Annotated in this window: 16 protein-coding genes and 1 pseudogene; 4 read left to right on the top strand and 13 right to left on the bottom strand. The window is 42.5% G+C overall.

The window, feature by feature from the left end; genetic code table 11:
- Positions 1-175 precede the first annotated feature (175 nt).
- Both GJB61_RS13295 and GJB61_RS13290 read left to right on the top strand, forming a co-directional pair.
- Positions 176-922: an ABC transporter ATP-binding protein gene (locus GJB61_RS13295; RefSeq protein ID WP_154118994.1), complete on the top strand. Its 747-nt coding sequence runs from the start codon at positions 176-178 to the stop codon at positions 920-922.
- 68 nt (positions 923-990) lie between these two features.
- On the top strand, positions 991-2,877 hold the full coding sequence (locus GJB61_RS13290) for an ABC transporter permease (RefSeq protein ID WP_229521668.1): 1,887 nt from the start codon (positions 991-993) through the stop codon (positions 2,875-2,877).
- A gap of 5 nt (positions 2,878-2,882) precedes the next feature.
- On the opposite strand, the gene GJB61_RS13285 is transcribed toward GJB61_RS13290, so the two are convergent.
- Both GJB61_RS13285 and GJB61_RS13280 read right to left on the bottom strand, forming a co-directional pair.
- Positions 2,883-3,875: a sensor histidine kinase gene (locus tag GJB61_RS13285; protein ID WP_154118992.1), complete on the bottom strand. Its 993-nt coding sequence runs from the start codon at positions 3,873-3,875 to the stop codon at positions 2,883-2,885.
- A complete protein-coding gene (locus GJB61_RS13280; protein WP_154118991.1) occupies positions 3,872-4,546 on the bottom strand; it encodes a response regulator transcription factor in 675 nt (224 codons plus the stop codon). Before GJB61_RS13280 ends, GJB61_RS13285 begins: the two co-directional genes overlap by 4 nt.
- Positions 4,547-4,711: 165 nt before the next feature.
- Between GJB61_RS13280 and GJB61_RS13275 the strand changes: the two genes are divergently transcribed.
- Positions 4,712-5,080 (top strand): VOC family protein, encoded by a 369-nt coding sequence (locus GJB61_RS13275; protein ID WP_154118990.1) that lies wholly within the window; start codon positions 4,712-4,714, stop codon positions 5,078-5,080.
- Between the two features lie 452 nt (positions 5,081-5,532).
- Here the strand turns inward: GJB61_RS13275 and GJB61_RS13270 are convergent, their stop codons facing one another.
- Positions 5,533-6,228: an NAD(P)-dependent oxidoreductase gene (locus tag GJB61_RS13270; RefSeq protein WP_154118989.1), complete on the bottom strand. Its 696-nt coding sequence runs from the start codon at positions 6,226-6,228 to the stop codon at positions 5,533-5,535.
- Between the two features lie 206 nt (positions 6,229-6,434).
- Between GJB61_RS13270 and GJB61_RS13265 the strand changes: the two genes are divergently transcribed.
- Complete coding sequence (locus tag GJB61_RS13265; protein WP_338115800.1) at positions 6,435-7,040, top strand: TetR/AcrR family transcriptional regulator; 606 nt, start codon at positions 6,435-6,437, stop codon at positions 7,038-7,040.
- 65 nt (positions 7,041-7,105) lie between these two features.
- Here GJB61_RS13265 and GJB61_RS13260 read toward each other — a convergent pair whose 3' ends face one another.
- The 10 genes and pseudogenes from GJB61_RS13260 to GJB61_RS13210 all read right to left on the bottom strand — a co-directional run bounded on the left by GJB61_RS13260 (position 7,106) and on the right by GJB61_RS13210 (position 17,507).
- Positions 7,106-8,623, bottom strand: a complete 1,518-nt coding sequence (locus GJB61_RS13260; protein ID WP_154118987.1) for a response regulator transcription factor — start codon at positions 8,621-8,623, stop codon at positions 7,106-7,108.
- A 19-nt stretch (positions 8,624-8,642) separates the two neighbouring features.
- Positions 8,643-8,801 (bottom strand): annotated as a pseudogene (locus GJB61_RS13255) (NAD(P)-binding protein); the annotation flags it as partial.
- A 14-nt stretch (positions 8,802-8,815) separates the two neighbouring features.
- Positions 8,816-9,838, bottom strand: coding sequence for an ABC transporter substrate-binding protein (locus GJB61_RS13250; RefSeq protein ID WP_154118986.1), 1,023 nt, complete (start codon positions 9,836-9,838; stop codon positions 8,816-8,818).
- 114 nt (positions 9,839-9,952) lie between these two features.
- Positions 9,953-11,578, bottom strand: a complete 1,626-nt coding sequence (locus GJB61_RS13245) for a helix-turn-helix domain-containing protein (RefSeq protein WP_154118985.1) — start codon at positions 11,576-11,578, stop codon at positions 9,953-9,955.
- 790 nt (positions 11,579-12,368) lie between these two features.
- Positions 12,369-12,620, bottom strand: coding sequence for a hypothetical protein (locus GJB61_RS13235; RefSeq protein WP_154118984.1), 252 nt, complete (start codon positions 12,618-12,620; stop codon positions 12,369-12,371).
- Between the two features lie 201 nt (positions 12,621-12,821).
- Positions 12,822-13,058 (bottom strand): hypothetical protein, encoded by a 237-nt coding sequence (locus GJB61_RS13230; RefSeq protein ID WP_154118983.1) that lies wholly within the window; start codon positions 13,056-13,058, stop codon positions 12,822-12,824.
- 55 nt (positions 13,059-13,113) lie between these two features.
- Positions 13,114-14,724: a hypothetical protein gene (locus GJB61_RS13225; protein WP_154118982.1), complete on the bottom strand. Its 1,611-nt coding sequence runs from the start codon at positions 14,722-14,724 to the stop codon at positions 13,114-13,116.
- Position 14,725: 1 nt separating this feature from the next.
- Positions 14,726-15,601: an ABC transporter ATP-binding protein gene (locus GJB61_RS13220; protein WP_154118981.1), complete on the bottom strand. Its 876-nt coding sequence runs from the start codon at positions 15,599-15,601 to the stop codon at positions 14,726-14,728.
- Between the two features lie 101 nt (positions 15,602-15,702).
- Positions 15,703-16,791, bottom strand: coding sequence for a sensor histidine kinase (locus GJB61_RS13215; RefSeq protein ID WP_229521661.1), 1,089 nt, complete (start codon positions 16,789-16,791; stop codon positions 15,703-15,705).
- The gene (locus GJB61_RS13210) at positions 16,788-17,507 is read right to left on the bottom strand and encodes a response regulator transcription factor (RefSeq protein ID WP_154119415.1); all 720 of its coding nucleotides are present in this window, start codon (positions 17,505-17,507) and stop codon (positions 16,788-16,790) included. Before GJB61_RS13210 ends, GJB61_RS13215 begins: the two co-directional genes overlap by 4 nt.
- Positions 17,508-17,638 lie beyond the last annotated feature (131 nt).

Genomic DNA, 17,638 nt, shown 5'->3' with positions numbered 1-17,638 from the left:
TAGATAAGGAATCTCTGGCGAGGCTTCCGTGGTTATCCCGACTACAAGCAGATGCACCGAACTATCCGCAATCCTAATGACTCAACATGACAAAGATGTCACTTTAGATTGTATTAACTCGATGGTTGGACAGCAAAATAGTCGATATAGTATGGAGGTGAAGGAGGCCGTAACCATGGCTAAAATTATTCAAACAAAGAACTTATCGAAATCGTATGGAAAAACACAGGTCTTAAAAAGTATCGATTTGATCATTGAAGAAGGAGAATTTACAGCGATTATGGGGCCATCCGGCTCTGGGAAAACGACATTAATGAATACCCTCTCAACAATTGACAGCTTTAACGGCGGTGAGGTTTGGATCGAAGGAAAATCGCTGTTGGATATGAAGAAGAAAGCCTTACGAGAATTCCGCCAGAAACGCATGGGATTTATTTTTCAAGATTACAACTTACTGGATACATTAACGGTGAAAGAGAATATCCTGCTGCCGCTCTCCTTACAAAAAACACCTGTCGCGGAAATGGAGCAGCGATTAGCGAAATTGCTTGAAGCGTTAAATATCGAATCGATTTTACATCAATATCCGTCGGAAATTTCCGGTGGGCAAAAGCAGCGCACGGCTGCAGCGCGGGCACTTATTACCAAGCCAGCGATTGTGTTTGCGGATGAGCCGACGGGTTCACTTGATTCCCGATCTGCAACCCAGCTGCTCGAACAAATTCAATCGTTAAATAGAACATTTATGACAACGGTTCTGATGATTACTCACGATTCGTATGCAGCGAGCTACTGCCAGCGCGTGGTTTTTCTTCGTGATGGAAAAATCGTCAATGAAATGTTTAAAGGAGAACAGTCGGAAAAGGAATTCTTCGATAGAATCCTAACGATTCAAAGTGCTATAGGGAGTGACCAGCGATGAACCTAATTGATTTATCATGGAGGAATATGAAGCGGAACTTCCGACTCTATACCATATATTTCATTTCCATGTTTGTCGGGGTTGTCATTTACTTTACCTTTTCCGGTTTAATGTTTAACGAGGACGTAGTTGCAGCCATTCAAAATAAAGAAAACTACAAAACGGTTATTTTCATTGCCTCAATTATCGTCTTTTTGTTTATTGTGTTCTTTATTTTGTACGCGAACTCATTTTTCATGAAGCAGCGAAAAAAAGAATTTGGTATGTATTTACTTTACGGGATGAAAGAAAGACAAATTGCCACAATGGTCTTCTTTGAAACATTATTCTTGAGCACCATTTCTGTATCGAGCGGTATAGTAATCGGTGGATTGCTATCGAAATTTTTCGGCGCGGTATTAATGAACTTAATGCACTACAATGACAATATTTCTTTTGCTTTTCCACTGGAAGCAATCGCCTTAACCATTCTGTTATTCGCTTTATTAATCGGTATCATTACCATTCAAAGTTATTTTAATGTCCGTCGTGTGCAGTTAGTTGAATTGTTTCATGCAAAAGAAAAAATGGACAAACCGCTTAAGTTTTCCATGCCTTTGGCGCTATTGTCCATCCTATTGATCGTAGCGTCCTACTTCACGATTACCATAGCTGACGATACAGACATATGGAAGAATCATTTGGAAGAAACATTAATTGCGACAGCCGTGGCATTGATTATCGGAACATATTTATTTTTCCGCCAGTTTTCCGGTTGGATTTTACAAAAGATGAGTCAAAGTAAAAATTACTTTAGTGGCAACAAAATGTTATGGATTTCCTCCCTCCGTTTTTCTATTCGCGGAAATACGATTAACTTTACTTTTAATTCACTGATTAGTGCTATTATCATCTTTGCAGTTGGATTTATTGCCGTAGATTACGCTGTGAAAGCTGATGTTGTAAAAAAAGAATTTCCAAACCATTTTGCTTTTTCGACGCAAGATGATGCAACACAACAACAAATTGAACAAATTATGAATGGCTCACATCCAATTATGGGTCATAAATCAATTACCGGAATTCAAACAGAAAAAATCCCAAATAGAAAAATGTTGTATAGCTATCCCGAATATTACACAGAGGAGTTTTACCTTTTCCCTGAGTCACAATTCAATGCGGTTGTTGATTTACGTGGAGTTGGTGAAAAAGTAGATTTAGAAGGGGAAGAAGTGATTGTTTTAGCAAGAGGATTAGATGAACCAACGAAGTATACAAGTCCTCAGCTTGAAATCACCCTTTTGGAAGACCATACATTTCGTGTAGTCGAGAAAATACGATACCCGTTGTTAAGTATCCCCACGAGTCCTGGTGGAGATACCGATCTTCAGCCTTCTGTACTCGTTATTTCAGATGAAGCTTTTGAGGACTTAAAAGAAAATCGTACCCTTACTTCATATGAAATTTATCAAATCGAAGATCCGAAAACATCCAATGACATATCCCGAAAGATATACGATATTGTGATGAAAACAGAAGGAGCCTATTATTCAGCCTATATAGATATGTATTCTGTTGATACGGAATCATCCTCTTTAGTATTGTTCTCCGTTGCATTTTTTGCAGTCATTGCATTATTTGCTTTAGGAAGTGTCATATACTTTAAACAGCTGCGAGAAGCGACAGAAGCGCGCGAACACTACGCCATTTTACGAAAAATTGGTGTGGACGACAAAGAAATAAAAAAGATTATTCGGAAACAATTGCTGTTCGTATTTTTACCGCCGCTAATACTTGGATTGGTACACAGTTGGTTTCTTTTATACTACACAGTCATCCTAGTAATCAAAGATTCACCTTCCTTAACGACGATTATTTTTTCTGTCATGGGAGTATATGTGTTAACGTATCTAATCTTTTATGTATCATCAACATCTATTTACTACAAAATTATTAACGAAAAAAACACACGGTGAGTTACTCATCGTGTGTTTTTTTGTAGTATTAAATACGGATCGCTATCTAGCGGGAAGTGAATAATGAATTGGGTGAACTCCCCCACTACCGACGTACAACTAATGTAATGTCCTAATTTGTTACTTAACTGTTGGGCTAAATATAACCCCATTCCCGTTGACTTCGTATACGTCCGTCCATTTTCTCCAGTAAAACCTCGATTGTAAATTCGCGGCAAATCTTTCTGACTAATACCAATTCCGCTGTCCCGAATCAGCAGCTGTTTATCCTGCGGGGTTTCGAATGCTGAGATGGTAATCTCCCCGCCATGCTCTGTATATTTTAAACTATTCGTCAATAACTGATTAACGATAAACTGCAGCCATTTAGGATCACTTTGAACCTCCATTGGTTCTGCCTGCATGTCAATGCGGATTTTTTTTGAAAAAAAGGTTTTCGAATGAGCCTTAACGATCTCTTTCGAAATCTGAATAATATCACAATTTTGAATATCGTAATCCTGATTAAAGCTATCGAGTTTGGCGTAATAGAGAGCTTGATCGACGTAATTTTCAATCCTTGTAATCTCTTCTCTTAAACTACCCGCGTCCATCTCGGTTTGCTGCAGTAAGCGAATAACCGCAATCGGTGTTTTTATCTCATGGAACCAGGAGACGATAAAATCATAATGCTCATTCTGCCTATCTTGAGTCCGATTCATTTCATGGATATGCTGCTTCTTCAGCTCATTGATGTGCGCTTTAGCGAATTCTCCTTCCAGCGACAAGCTGTCATAATCCTCACTTTTCATTTGTCGGATCACACTAACATTTTGCAGGTAGCGAAGCACTAAAAATCCGAGCAACACCAGCGAAGATAGGGTGAAGGCATAGAATAATGTCCCCCATGTCCAGCCCCCATTGCTATCGGTAACCAGAACCACGGCCGAGATCAGGAAGCAGACTAGATACACATAAATATAAGGTTTTTCATAGGTTAGAAAGCGTAGGAAGGTCATTCGATCAAATACCCCATTCCTTTCCGGGTGATAATGAACTCCTCCAAGCCAAGCTCAGCGATTGTCCTGCGCATCCGGTTCACATTTACGGTCAGCGTGTTATCATCGACGAACTGTTCTTCATTCCATAGTGCCTGCATGAAGTCCTCGCGCGAAATAATTTTCCCGACATTCCGCATCAGCAATTGTAAAAGGATGAATTCATTCCGGCTTAACTCCGTGCTTTGCCCTTTATATTCAATAGTTGAATTGGTTATATTTAATTTCAAACCCCGATGGATGAATCTGATGTTCTCGTCTTCCTGATAGGTATATTTCCGGCGGATGAGCGCACTGATTTTCGCGACAAGAATATCCAAATCAAATGGTTTCTGGATAAAATCATCCCCACCCATATTAATCGCCATAATGATATCCATATTCTGATTTCTGGATGAAAGGAATATAATCGGCACCTTGGAAACCGCACGTATTTGCTGGCACCAGTAGTATCCATCATAAACCGGAAGATTAATATCCAATAAAATGAGGTGTGGATCTGTCTGCTTAAATTCCGTTAGCACCTGGTCAAATTGGGTCACTTCCACCACATCGTACTGCCACTTGATCAAAGCATCAGCGACAATCCGTCTAATTTTTTCATCGTCCTCAATCATCATTATTCTATACATGAAATCCCTCATCATTGTTAAAATGGTTACTACATTATTTTAGCACAATCTTTGGGGGGGGGGGGTTCTTGCTAGGACAGACCGTTATCCCGACAAGACTATCCAAGTAAAAAAAAGTGATTTGGTATATGATGATTTTAGATGATTAGAGGGAGGTTGCACAGCATGATTGATGTTGGTCTATTCGTGGGAAATATGGAAAAGATGGTAACTTTCTACCGTGACGTTTTGAACTTTGAAACCGGTTGGGACGGCGGCCTGTTTGCGACGTTTAAGAAGGACACGGATCAGCTGTTTATGTTTGACCGTAAGCATTTTGCCGAGTCCATTGGCGAAACCTATGTTCCACCCAGCGGCATCAACCTGACTATGGAAATGTACATGCGTTTTGCCACGAATGAGGTGGATCAGGAATATGAGCGGCTGAGTGCGCTGAATGTGAGAATCATTGAAGAATTATCTACCAAGCCATGGGGTCAGCGGAACTTCTTCATTGCGGACCCGGAGGGAAACATTATTGAAATTGGCGATTAGGGTTATTCTGGTATTTTAAGAATAGTATAGCAACATAAATGAAGGGATTGAGCCAATCGAATGGAACTCTATGCTGTAAAAGTTTCCTTTATTTTGCTTAAGCAACATATACCACATTAACAGACGTTAAAACGAGTTAGGAAGCATGACTAAAAGACAGTTTCCCATCTTTGGTAAGTCGCTGGTATCGTCAACTCAAATCTTTCCTTTACCATCACTTGTGGAGTTCCCCACGATGGCTGAAGCGGCAAGTTTGAAGGCCATCCCGTAAAGGATGGCCTTCTCGCATTCATATAAACCAATCCTTATGAGAGCGACCAGATTTTTCACGGCACGATTTTCGCTTAATAATTGTTGCGGATGCTGAGCGATCCCACGCTTTTAGGAAGTCTCACCAGCTTGAGCTTTATCCAACTTGTCTCTGTAATGAACCATGTTTGAAACCTTAATGATTATTTTCTCATTCCTCGTCCAACATTTACGATCTTACCGACCCATGCGGGCTCACCCGCCGCCCGTACAAGGCAGTCGGCACAGTCCATAAAAGATAGCGGCCGGAATGGAGCGATGCGTGCTAATGGGCCTGCTGTATAGTTCAGAGTGGCAGCTGCGTTATTCAGCCCTGCCGGTCGTACAATGACCCAATCCAAGCCACTCCGTTGCACCGCATGCTCAGCCATCGCCTTATCCTCGATCGCCTTCGATAAGATGCAGCGATTCATGCCTATAGCCCACCGATTACCTGCGGAAAGCTCCTTCCCATCGCTCAACCCAATGCCACTCTGCATGACTAGTCGCTTAACTCCAGCCTCCTGACAGGCTGCAATAATATTCGGAATTCCCTTCGACATGACGGTACCGGGTGAGAAGTTTGCCGCCAGGACATTCAGGACTCCCTTCGACGTGCCGTTACCCCGCGAGAAGTTACTGGTTGGACCAATGCAGCTGATTACCACATCTGTACCGGCAATGGCTTTGGCCATACTTGACACATCGAATACATCCCCCTGCCGAATGATGAGCCGCTCTGCAGAGGTAATGCCTTCCGGCCGGCGGGCTACAGCTACAACCTCATGTCCCAATTCAAGTGCACGCTCCAGCACTTTCCTTCCCGTCCCCCCTGTTGCTCCAATAATCGCAATTTTCATTGAAATGTTCCCCCTCGACTAGTAATCATGATAACTTCATCCCCATATATGTACATAAAATGCACATTAGTGTATTAAGGAACAACTATGTATAATTGTAAACAGAAATAGAAAGTCTACAATTCTTAAAAAGGCAGGTTCCGTGCATTAGTTCACAGATCCTTTATTATTGTGTATTTATTTTCAGGAAAGCTGGTGATTCTCAAGTGTTAAAGATGGATCGAAGGATACGCAAATCCCAAGAAGCAATCAAAATGGCTGTTATTGAACTGATGATTGAGAAGAAATTTGATCAGATTACAATACAAGATATTTCTGACCGGGCAGATGTTAGCCGAAGAACTATCTATCTTCACTACACGGATAAATTTGATCTTCTGGATAAGCTCATCGAAGAACATATTGACGATATACGGGAACTCTGCAATTCGACAGACGATGACGCCGATTATAAAGATATGGGGTTGGTATGGTTCGAGTATTTTGAGAGTCATTCTTTATTCTTCTCGGCATTACTAGCCAGTAAAGGAAGCCCATTTTTCCGCAATCGATTCCTTGCATTTTTTCTCCAAGAATTAGGGGATAATGTGCCCGAAGGGAGCAATCAAGGATTAACTGACGGTGAGTATGTGGATATTCAATTCTTAGGAGCGGCTATCGTAGGGGTTGTGGAATGGTGGTTCAAGAATGGTATGCCTCTCCCTCCTTCCTTTATGGCTCAGCGATTGGGGGCATTGCTTGAAAAGAACCTTGAAGCTTCAGGATATACTGAGCATCAAATAGCCCCGCCCAGTAATGCAGACAGGAGCTGATAAGACATTCAGTGGGAAATTTTGTTGATTATGACACGCGAGCACAGTTCGGTTTTAGTATTTTTTTAGATGGATTTTCGGAATTCCACAGGAGTCACACCAGAGAAATTACGGAAGAGTTTTATGAAATAGCTGGCATTGTCATACCCTAACTGCTCTGCAATATCTACAATGGTGATGTTTGTTTGATTTAACAGATCCTGAGCACGTTCCATTTTTAGTTTGGTAACATACTCAATAAAGGTGAGACCTGTCTCGATTTTAAATAACCGGCTAAAATGGGTAGGGTTCAACCCCAGACGTTTGGCCATTTCATCCATTCCAACCTTCTCCCCAATATGGTTCATAACATAACGTTTTGCTTCGGCCACTTCTTTTCTTACATTTTGTTTCCATATAGATTTCAGCATCACTATTTTATCTTTCAAGAATCCTTCAAGCCATTCCATCAGCTGATTGAGGGTTTCGAATTCCCGTATAGAGCGCTGATACCTTTCACTATTGAAATTATTAACAAAGTTTTGCATTACTATATATTTTAATTCTAGTTCCATAACCATTTTGAGCAACCAGCTTTTTACGCTTTCTACCGGATATTTCATGGCGCTGATATAATTTTTGATATCTGTGACAGTAGCAGAAATCCGTGAACTATCTTCATTTTGGATACAGTCTCTTAACTGCTGAAGGATTTCAGAGTAGTGAATAAACAGGTCCTCGTTGGTCGTCTTAACAGGTTCCAGCTTCATAATAGCTCCTTCAGCAGTATAAAAGCGTAGAGCATGGGAATCCAGTAACGCCTGAATCTGTTTCTTTATTTCGATAAGGCTGGGAGTGGCATCGCCGTAAAAAAATGAAATACCCATACGCAAGTGCAGCTTCGACATCTTCTGTACATACAGGAATTTATTTCTGAAATCCTCATAGAGATTTCGAATGATACTATGCGGAAAGGGTATGAATAGTATGAACTGCCGTTCTGTTAAAGCGAACTGGATGATTCCGTCAATTCCCAGAAATTCCTGTAACACATTATCAATTACAAACTGCATGTTCACGATCCCGCCAAAACGTCTTTCCAGTTCATAGGAGCGTTCCGGGATTGCCAACACGGGCAAGTATGGGATACCTTTTTGCAGCCGGACCCCCATAACTTCGGCTTGTCCGAACCACTCTGCTTCATCCCAAACCGGTTGCTCCACGAACATGCGGATGAATCTCGTCCGGATGGCTGAGTGATTTTGACTGACCAGCTTTTGCATCTGGAGGTAATTATTTTGGGATATCATTTTAACCTCTAAACGGGAGACCGCCTCGGCCAATACAGAAATCACCTGATCGATTTGCAGGCTTTCTTTCAATATATATTCGGCAACATTCAATTTCACGGCCTTTTGGGCATATTCAAATTCCCCGTGACAGGACAATATAATCGTCTGAAGCTGGGGATTTACTTCACGGGCTCTCTGGATTAACTCCAATCCATTCATCGCCGGCATGCCGATATCTGTGAGCAGAATATCGGGCTGGTGCAGCTGGCAGGCTTCCCAGGCCTGTTTGCCATCCGAGCACGAAGCCGACAATTCAAGACCAAGTGTATCCCAGGGAATCCGGATAGATTAACATCCAGCCGCCAAGTTCATCCTTTGCCTCAATAAGCTTCGTCTTCATATTCCGCATCCCGCTATAGAATGCAGCATACAATCCAGCTGGACCGCCCCCAACAATAATAACGTCATATAGCTCCAATTCAACTGCCATATTGATTATCTCCTCTATTTCAGACCGTCCTCTTTCAGAATACGAACAGCTTCGTCCAACGTTACATTGTTGGAAATAGGGTCATAGGTGAACCACTTATCGGCTGGAATTTTGTACACTTTATTATTCTTGACTGCTGGCAGGTCTGTCCAGACAGATAATTTTTGCAATTCATCATAGTACTTGTCACCATCTTCATCAGTCACTACAACAAATATACGATCAGCCGCATATTTTGAGATCACTTCCAAAGAGACATCCTCCGTGCTTGTGAAGTTCGGATTCTGCTCCATAGCTTCTTTAATAAGCGGTGACGGCGTCAACTGCAGACTGTTATATAGGGAATGGCCAATATCGCGCCCTCCATACACTCTAATAGATTTACCAAAGAACCTAATGATTGAGAAGGTCTCGCCCTCAGATACATAACCCTTGATTGCCTCTCTGGCTTCGACGACTTTCGCTTCTGATTCAGCGATAAATTTCTCAGCTTCTTGTTCTTTATTGAAAAGTGTCGCAAAGGTACGCAGCTTAGTTGTAACATCTTCAGCTACCCATGGAATGATAATCGTAGGGGCGATCTTGGAATAATCCTCATATTCGATACCATCAAAATCAGTCGCAATGATTAAATCAGGCTCCAATGCGGCAATAGCCTCCAGACTTGGAGGGAATTCGCCGATGTCCACTATTCCTTCTGTATATGCAGCCAGATTGGGATTTTTATCTCCCAGCTGACGGATTACAGTACCGATCGGCTTGATGCCAAGAGCTGCTAGTTCGCCAACATAATAAGTTGCCACGATTCGCTGTGGATTAACTGGGATGGTCACGTCCCCATTCACAGTATTTACTGTTCGCACCTTTGGTTCCTCTGCTGCACTTTCTTTCGGTTCTAGTGATGGCTCCACTGTCGTGCCTGTTGCAGCTGGTGTCTCTGTTCCTTTGGTGTCGGTTATATTCTTCTGACCACACGCCGTTAATGACATGATAAATATAAATAGCATGCTAGCGATAACCATTTTCCCAGTACGCATCTCTTCGATTCCCTCCGCATCATCTATTGAAACTGATAATCATTATCATTATCATTATAGTTTGGAATACGGAAAGCTACTATATCCGATTATTAAAAGCAATTGGTCATATTGTTAACGAACCTGCGCTACTCCGGCTAGTAAACCATTGATTTTTTGCAATTGAGCCGCAATATTGATCGGATCATAGTGTAGCCACTCACGATAATCGAGATAGATCACCGGATGCTTAATCGCAATTTCGAACTGCCTCCAATGTTCGTTCATTCGCAGATAATCGCTTTGCTCGCTCAAATCCGGATTCAGGATGACAAAATTCACTTCTCCTGCATATTCCGTCATTTGCTTTATCGAAATCTCCATACTATGAAAATTCGGATTTTGAGCAATACGCTGTTGGATATGAGGATGAGGAGAATACCCGAGAAATTCATAGAAAATGCAGCCTGTATCTCTAATGCCATACAAATAACAATGTTTATTTTCGATTTTGAACACACTAATCCTCGTGCCAGGTGCTATCTTGGCGTATACTTGAAGCCTGACCTGCTCCGCCTGCCGATCCAATACTTCTATACAATGGACTGCTTCGGCTTCTCTTAGAAATAACCGACCAATGGTCTTCATATGTTCCCGCCAGTTCATCGATAACCAAGGGATATAAACTACCGGTGCGACCCATCTAAGTCTTTCACGAACATTCTCCATATCGTAAGTAAGAATGACTTGTGGTTTACTCTTAATGAGCAATTGTATTTGACTTTCAATAGACATTAAAGAGGGAAGCTCTACAATAGCTTCGTGTATGGTTCGCGGGATTACATCGTTATAATTGTTGAAGCGTGCAGCAGATGGAAGGATGCCAAGTGCAATCAAATGATAGGTATATGGATACTCCAGTGAAGCCACCCGTTCAGGAATGAAACTGCTCCTATAAACCGTGGGGCTCATGCCCTGAAGCTTTCGAAACCTTTTACTCATGTACCACGGATCGCGAAAGCCGGAATGACGTGATACCTCAGCCAGATCCCCCTTGTTTTCTCTTCCTTGCAGCAGCAGCTCGGCTACACGATGGACACGAAGCCGCTCCAGATAGTCGGAAGGACTTATTCCGGTTAATCTCTTGCAGAGAACCGAGAAATAAGTGCTGGCTATCCCTGCTATTGCAGCTAATTGTTCTCTCGTCAAAGTTTCTGTAAAATGAACTTCCATGTAATGCATAGTTGACAATACTGCCTGATCTGTCGTCCGTTGTTGATTATGCTCGTTGTGATCATAGCTCAGCCACCAAAGCATCATCTGTTGTATGAATATATGTGTGGTCAAACTGCGCTGCGTGGATTCAGCATTCATATTCATGACCGAAAACAACCGTTCCGCCAATGTCACTAACTCATTAGCATGCGATGCCTCCTTGACTTTGGCCCAATGAGATTCCTTCTTAGTCAGACTGTCCTCATCTAAAAATTCGGGTAATGGAACAGCAATGAACTCAATAAAAAAAAATATACTCTCTTCATCATATCGTTCCGCTTGAAGTACAAGGTTTCCTGACTGCCCTAACAAAGCACTGCCGAATGACATAACATGACGCTGATGATCGGTAATAACCGCTCCAGTTCCTGCTATTGTGATCAGCATCCATCCAAATCGAGTGCTGACCCGTTGCTCCAACTGAATGCGACTGCAAGAAAATCGGGAAATAGACTTAAATGCATATAACCTATTATTTGTATCCATAGACCTTACTCCTCTTGATCAAAAATAATGATGAAAAATACATATTGTTAATTAGAACGGCGGGGTCGAGACGGAAAGCAGTATGGTTTCGCCTTTCCAGATATTTTTATAGCGATGAGGAATGGTAGCGTCATAATAAATGCTATTTCTTTCTTCTAGCCCCCCCCAAAACGGACCCATTTTGTTGCTGCGTCATGGAGAGTTAATTTTTTCTTTTTTCTTGTTTTGCGGATGGAATCACCTATTGAATTCATCTAGATATTTCTCCTCCACTATTTTTCACAGTGTCAGCGAAATATTATTACGATTATATGCCTCAGTTTGTACTTTCACAAGCATTTGAAGTGGTGCAGGATTACATTCTAAAAACGCTGATTTGTGACCATGTTTGTGGGTACAAACGGTTCCTGTCCTCTTGTTCATGCAGAATGAGACATCGATGCCCCGATCGATTCGGCAAAAGAGTTATTCTCCGAAATAACAAGCGCTCCCTATCGCCGTTGGACAGTTTTTTTTGCAACGAGGATATAGTACAACGAAAACTAAACAAGCTGACTCCTGTTGAGTACAGGAATCAGCTTGTATTCTAGGTATTTTTTCAATGTCTACTGAATGGGGACTTGACCAGCTTCATAAATCAGGAAAACACTCGACTAAGGGTATTGAACTAAAAAGGCCTTATTGACCTAGCTTAAAGGCATTAATTCTACGTTCCACCAGTAGTACGTTGTCATTGAATAACACTGACATTTTTTGTATTTTATCCGTAGCCGCTGCTGCTCTTCTGTAGCTACATCACAATGTGATTGGTTCTTTCTGTAATACTCATAACGGAGTATGCGATTTCTTGGAACGCTTGATTCGTTTGTTCTACAGTCTGGAGTTGTTCAGCCACTTTCTGTTTAGATTGATCCATCGTGAATTGAACCCGCTTGATGTCTACGTTAATACCTCTAAGAGCTTTTTTTGTGATTTCACTTAAGTCTGATTTGAATTCAATAGATTGTTCTTCCGTTTTTTGATTTCCGGTATCATCAAGCACAACATCTCCGCTTTTATCCTTTACAAGAACGGTTTACTTTAATGTTTTTAAATTGTATAATTCCTCAACATATTGTTTGTCGGGATGTGCAATCTCGGGTCCTTCTCATTACCTTAGAGATAATTACGTAACAAAGTACACCTCGAGTCTCTTCTTTCAGGGCAAAATCAAAAGGCATCATATTGGGAAAATAAAACCTAGCTATTTCTCACTTTCTGAACGCATAAAAATCGAAATAACAAAACCAATGATGATCAGTACGATTGGTGAACCGATCAGCAGCAGAAGTGAAGACTTCATCCCTTCATAAGAGGTTGTACCGATGACAATCGGAAGCTCAAAAACCCCCGACTGCGTGAGTATGAACAGCAACAGACCTATGCAAAGTCCAAGCAGAGCCATCTTAATCATAAAACCGGCAAATGATTTTGATTTCATGTTTTCCCCCTCCATTATTCTTTCCATTCAAATGATTTTTTCGATCCAGCCACAGCTAGAAGGTTTGAGCTAAGCGTCTTCTTGACACATACGCCGCCATTAATAATCCGCTACTAATTAACATATAACTTAGACTCGGAATCAATGAACCCCCTTCTGATAACCTTGTGCCCAGAAAATCAAGATAGGGTATCTTGTTGAATGGACCCAGATACCAGACGATCATGTATATTACTTCAAAGGTTCGATTTGTCTTGGTCAACACCCCGGATGCGAGAGCCAAACTTGGAATTAGAATGACAGCAGAGATAAAAGCCATTAAATATTCAGGATCTCCCTCCATGATCATTCGTATGATCACGCCTCCCCCTGTAATACAGGTCAGCATAACACCAGAGATCCACATCGCTGACAACTGGCGGGTGGCAAACCGCGGGCTCGAGGCTACAAGGTATTGTGTTTGGTAGCGTGTTTCCCGACTTCCCATTCCGGACCAAAACACCAGCGGCCATATCCAGGTTATGGGCCATATCATCCATTGGGCTGAGGTTGTAACGGGGAAAACAAGACAAAGGACGAATAAGATGCCGGCAACTACATACCAAGCAAGCGAAGCGCTTTTCATCATCAAGCGCCATTCTGCATACACTAGGGACAAAAAGGAATCACGAACGGTCGCAGAGGTAAGTGCCGACATACGGACTCGGGCATCCGAGCGCACATAATTTCCCTTCAGATCAACTCCAGCATTATCTAAATCAATGTGTGTCTTCGCATCGATCGTAACTTCCGCGAATGGCTTTCGTTTCCCCCTTCCTTTCGCTGCTTGATCCCTAAATCCATGGAACAACAACACCGCTACAAGAATTAGCAAGAAGGCAAATAGGAAGAGCGATAACTGCTGCTGCAGAAGACCCCCGGTCCATTTCACGCCATGCCATTCAAAGAGCTGGAGCGGTGTCTCCTGAAAGACAATACCCAATCCGTACGTACCGGAAAAGTCCGGTCTGATGGTAGTGAGCTCCTTTAGCATATCCGAAATAATGACGTTAGGTCCGAATACCATAAATCTCGAACTAGCAATAAAAATAAGGTAGAGGACGAAGTAAATAACATTACCCAGTCCGCCTTTCAATGCCTGACGTGTCTCAAACAGCACCGCCATGGCAGCAACGATAGACATAGTAGGAAGTGTCAGAAACAGAAATGGAGACACCAGAGGCCATAGTTCAACCACCATCTCCTCCCCACGAACCCATTGCATGATTAGCGCGATTACAATGACGACAAATACGATGATAGACAGAGCGGCGAAGTTACTGATCCACTTTCCGATCAAGTAATACAGCTTCTTCACAGAGGTAGTTGCAATAATTTGACCGACTCTGGTTACTTCGTCCCGCTGAATGCTGTTCTTAACCAAATAGAAGCCAAACAAAGCCAGAAACAAAGTGGTGGAAATGGCGACAGAACTGCCTATCCAAGCCGAGTTATAGACACCCCGATACTCATCTAGATACAACGTGACATACCGGGCTTCTACTGGGGGGACAAAGAAATAAGCTGCCAGCATGGTAATACCTAGGATGATCAGAAATGCATATTGTCTGATCCTTTCGAGAAGATCAGCACGTGCAATATGATAGATCATATGGATAACTTTCACGTTATGCTCCCTCCTGATTTGCCCTAACGTACAAGTAGGCATCTTCAAGACTTGGAGATACTTCTATCGCTTGTGGAAGAGGTGGTGTCTCCGAGACGATGCGAAGGTGCAGTCCGTCCTCTCGCCGGATGGTGCCGCTGATAGTCCATCTTGTGCGTGCTTCCTGGATTTCTTCGTCCGGGATAATGACTGACCACACCTTTCCCTGCACATTGCGCAAGAGTACAGTAGGATCAGAATTCGTCAGCAACTGGCCTTTAGACATAATTGCAATCTGATCGGCGGTCGCCTCAATATCCGAGAGAATATGCGTTGAAAAAATGATAATTCGTTCGCCAGACAAGTCTGTTAGCAGGCTGCGAAACCGCATCCGCTCTTCCGGATCCAGCCCGACGGTCGGTTCATCGACGATGAGCAATCTTGGATCATTCAACAGCGCCTGTGCAATGCCAATCCGCTGGCGCATTCCCCCTGAGAAACTACCGATTGGGTGCTTCAAAACATGATGTAGATTTAAAAGTTCGAGGATTTCCAATATTCGAGTCTTCATCTGACGACCGCCCAGGCCCTTCAAAGCGGCTGCATATTCCAGAAATTCAATAGGATTCAAATGGGGATATACGCCAAAGTCTTGAGGCAAATAACCCAGTGTGCAGCGTAGTTCATCAGGTTTCTTCCGAATATCTACTCCATTCCAAGTGACCGTCCCAGCCGTCGGTTGGGAGATCGTCGCAAGAATACGCATGAGCGTAGATTTACCGGCACCATTAGGCCCAAGTAAACCTACAATTCCAGGCCTGAGTTGCAGGTTAATCTCTCGCAGTGCCCAGACACCTTTTTTATATTGTTTACCTACTTGATGTATCTCCAGAAGCATACCCTTACCTCCCATACAGCTCTAATATAATCCGATTGGCTTATATGGAATATTGTAGAGCATGAAAGTAACATCGAAGTAAACGGCAAACAAACTTCAGCTTAATTATGTAGTGGCAACGTTACGGATATTGAGGTGCCTTCATTAAGACGGCTAGTCACATTAATGTCTCCCCCGTGCGCCAACACCAACTGTCTAGCAATAGCCATCCCAAGGCCGGTTCCCTCCGAAAGTATATCTGTGGAGGTACCGCGGTAATATTTATCGAATAGACGGTCCACTCCCTCCTCGCTCATCCCTTTTCCGTCATCCGCGATAACAATGTGCAGGTGAGTGTCTTGTAGGATATGAATGGTAACATTTGTACCTGGAGGATTGTGAAGAATAGCGTTGAGGATCAAATTGTGCAATGCCCGCTGCAGCAGCTTGACATCCAACATCGTTTCAATATGCGATCCTGTGGTTTCGAGTGACAGATTGTATCCAGCAGCACGAGGATCGTTAGTCACATCAGCTACAATTCGCCGAACAAATTCAATCAGATCCGTTTGTTCCCACTTTAAAGGAGTTTGCTGTTCATCCAGTCGAAAAGATAGATTTAAATCACCAATCAGATCCTGCATATGGTCGGCTTTTTGCTCGATCTCCATTAGAAATTTTGTTTTTTCTTCCGTGGTCCAATCATATTGGGGGGAAAGCATCATCGAAGAATACCCTTTGATGTACGTAAGCGGGGTTTTTAAATCATGGGAAATGCCAGCGATCCACTCCCTCTTCATCTCATCCAGTTGGATTCTATCTTGCTTACTTTTCTCCAAAACGTCAGATAAGGTATGAAGTTGAATAATCAGCTCTTTATATAAGTGGTACGGTCTTTTTAGTTTTTTCTCTTTGCTAGCGTAGATCTTCTGTTCAGCATCTGAATCAGCGTATGTTCCATTCGCCAGACGGTCAATCCAGCCAATAATATAATAAAGTGGCCTTCCTAATGACCAGCCGGAAACGATCATGAAGCCTACGATAATGACGAACAGACTTATAAGTACCGTAAGATCTTGATTATCCCCCTCTTGCGGAATAATCAATTCCGTTAGAATCGCTAACCCAGCAGCTATGACCAGAGTAAGTATAACAAGACTGATCATTAGATATACGACGAGACGGAGGCTCAGACGAAAATTAGTCTTCATGGGCAGCTAACCTTCCGGGCTGGAATAAATTTATAACCGATGCCACGCAAATTCACAATGGTTTGTGGATCGGACGGATCGGCTTCAAGTCTTTTTCTAAGTCTGGAAATATGAATAACCACTGTTTTCTCATCGCCCATAAGAGCCTTTCCCCAAACCTGTTCATATAGTTGAAGCGCGGTAAATACCTGGTTCGGATGCTCACATAGAAAGAGTAGCAGCTCAAATTCTTTAGCTGGACAAGGGATGTCTATTCCATTTACGGTCAGTTGAGCGGCGCTTTTATTAACAGCAAATAAACCGAAATCCATAATACTTGATTTCTGTTGAGTAGGCGATCTATACAGGTTTTGTCGACGCAATTGAGCCCGGATTCTCGCCACAACTTCCAAGGGATTGAACGGCTTCGTGATATAGTCATCCCCTCCGATGCCAAGTCCCATTAATTTATCAAGATCCCCAGACCGTGCGGTCAGAAATAGTATAGGCACCGATGTAAACCTGCGGATCTGTTGGCACAGTTCGAATCCATCTGTATCCGGAAGCATCACATCAAGCACAATGAGATCGAATGAAGCTGTTTCCACAAGGCGCATAGCTTCCCTTCCCGTGGTTGCCGTAGCAATTTGTTTGAATCCTTCTTTCTCCAATAGCAGTTCTAACATAGTTAAAATACCTTTTTCGTCATCAACTAACAGAATATGCCCGTTATGCAGCCTTATCACTACCTTTATACATATAATTTTATCCCTATGCTGTATTCGCTTAAATAACATCATATCCTTCAAACAGGGAATATACCTTAAGTGTATTTAGGAAATTAGGTTAAGGGCTGGCAAGAGGAAGG

The sequence above is a fragment of the Paenibacillus monticola genome (genome assembly GCF_009664975.1).
GTDB classification, from domain to species: Bacteria; Bacillota; Bacilli; order Paenibacillales; family Paenibacillaceae; genus Paenibacillus_AQ; species Paenibacillus_AQ monticola.
This window is presented reverse-complemented; position numbering and strand designations above follow the sequence as displayed.

What these genes read in the sequence shown, in the direction of transcription:
- GJB61_RS13270 (WP_154118989.1), bottom strand. Translation starts at nt 6,228, where the DNA reads ATGAAAATTGCGATTATTGGAGCAACAGGGGGGACGGGAAGGAAAGTG.
- GJB61_RS13220 (WP_154118981.1), bottom strand. Translation starts at nt 15,601, where the DNA reads ATGCTTCTGGAGATACATCAAGTAGGTAAACAATATAAAAAAGGTGTC.
- GJB61_RS13215 (WP_229521661.1), bottom strand. Translation starts at nt 16,791, where the DNA reads ATGAAGACTAATTTTCGTCTGAGCCTCCGTCTCGTCGTATATCTAATG.
- GJB61_RS13290 (WP_229521668.1), top strand. Translation starts at nt 991, where the DNA reads ATGTTTGTCGGGGTTGTCATTTACTTTACCTTTTCCGGTTTAATGTTT.
- GJB61_RS13230 (WP_154118983.1), bottom strand. Translation starts at nt 13,058, where the DNA reads ATGAAATCAAAATCATTTGCCGGTTTTATGATTAAGATGGCTCTGCTT.
- GJB61_RS13295 (WP_154118994.1), top strand. Translation starts at nt 176, where the DNA reads ATGGCTAAAATTATTCAAACAAAGAACTTATCGAAATCGTATGGAAAA.
- GJB61_RS13285 (WP_154118992.1), bottom strand. Translation starts at nt 3,875, where the DNA reads ATGACCTTCCTACGCTTTCTAACCTATGAAAAACCTTATATTTATGTG.
- GJB61_RS13245 (WP_154118985.1), bottom strand. Translation starts at nt 11,578, where the DNA reads ATGGATACAAATAATAGGTTATATGCATTTAAGTCTATTTCCCGATTT.
- GJB61_RS13275 (WP_154118990.1), top strand. Translation starts at nt 4,712, where the DNA reads ATGATTGATGTTGGTCTATTCGTGGGAAATATGGAAAAGATGGTAACT.
- GJB61_RS13250 (WP_154118986.1), bottom strand. Translation starts at nt 9,838, where the DNA reads ATGCGTACTGGGAAAATGGTTATCGCTAGCATGCTATTTATATTTATC.
- GJB61_RS13280 (WP_154118991.1), bottom strand. Translation starts at nt 4,546, where the DNA reads ATGTATAGAATAATGATGATTGAGGACGATGAAAAAATTAGACGGATT.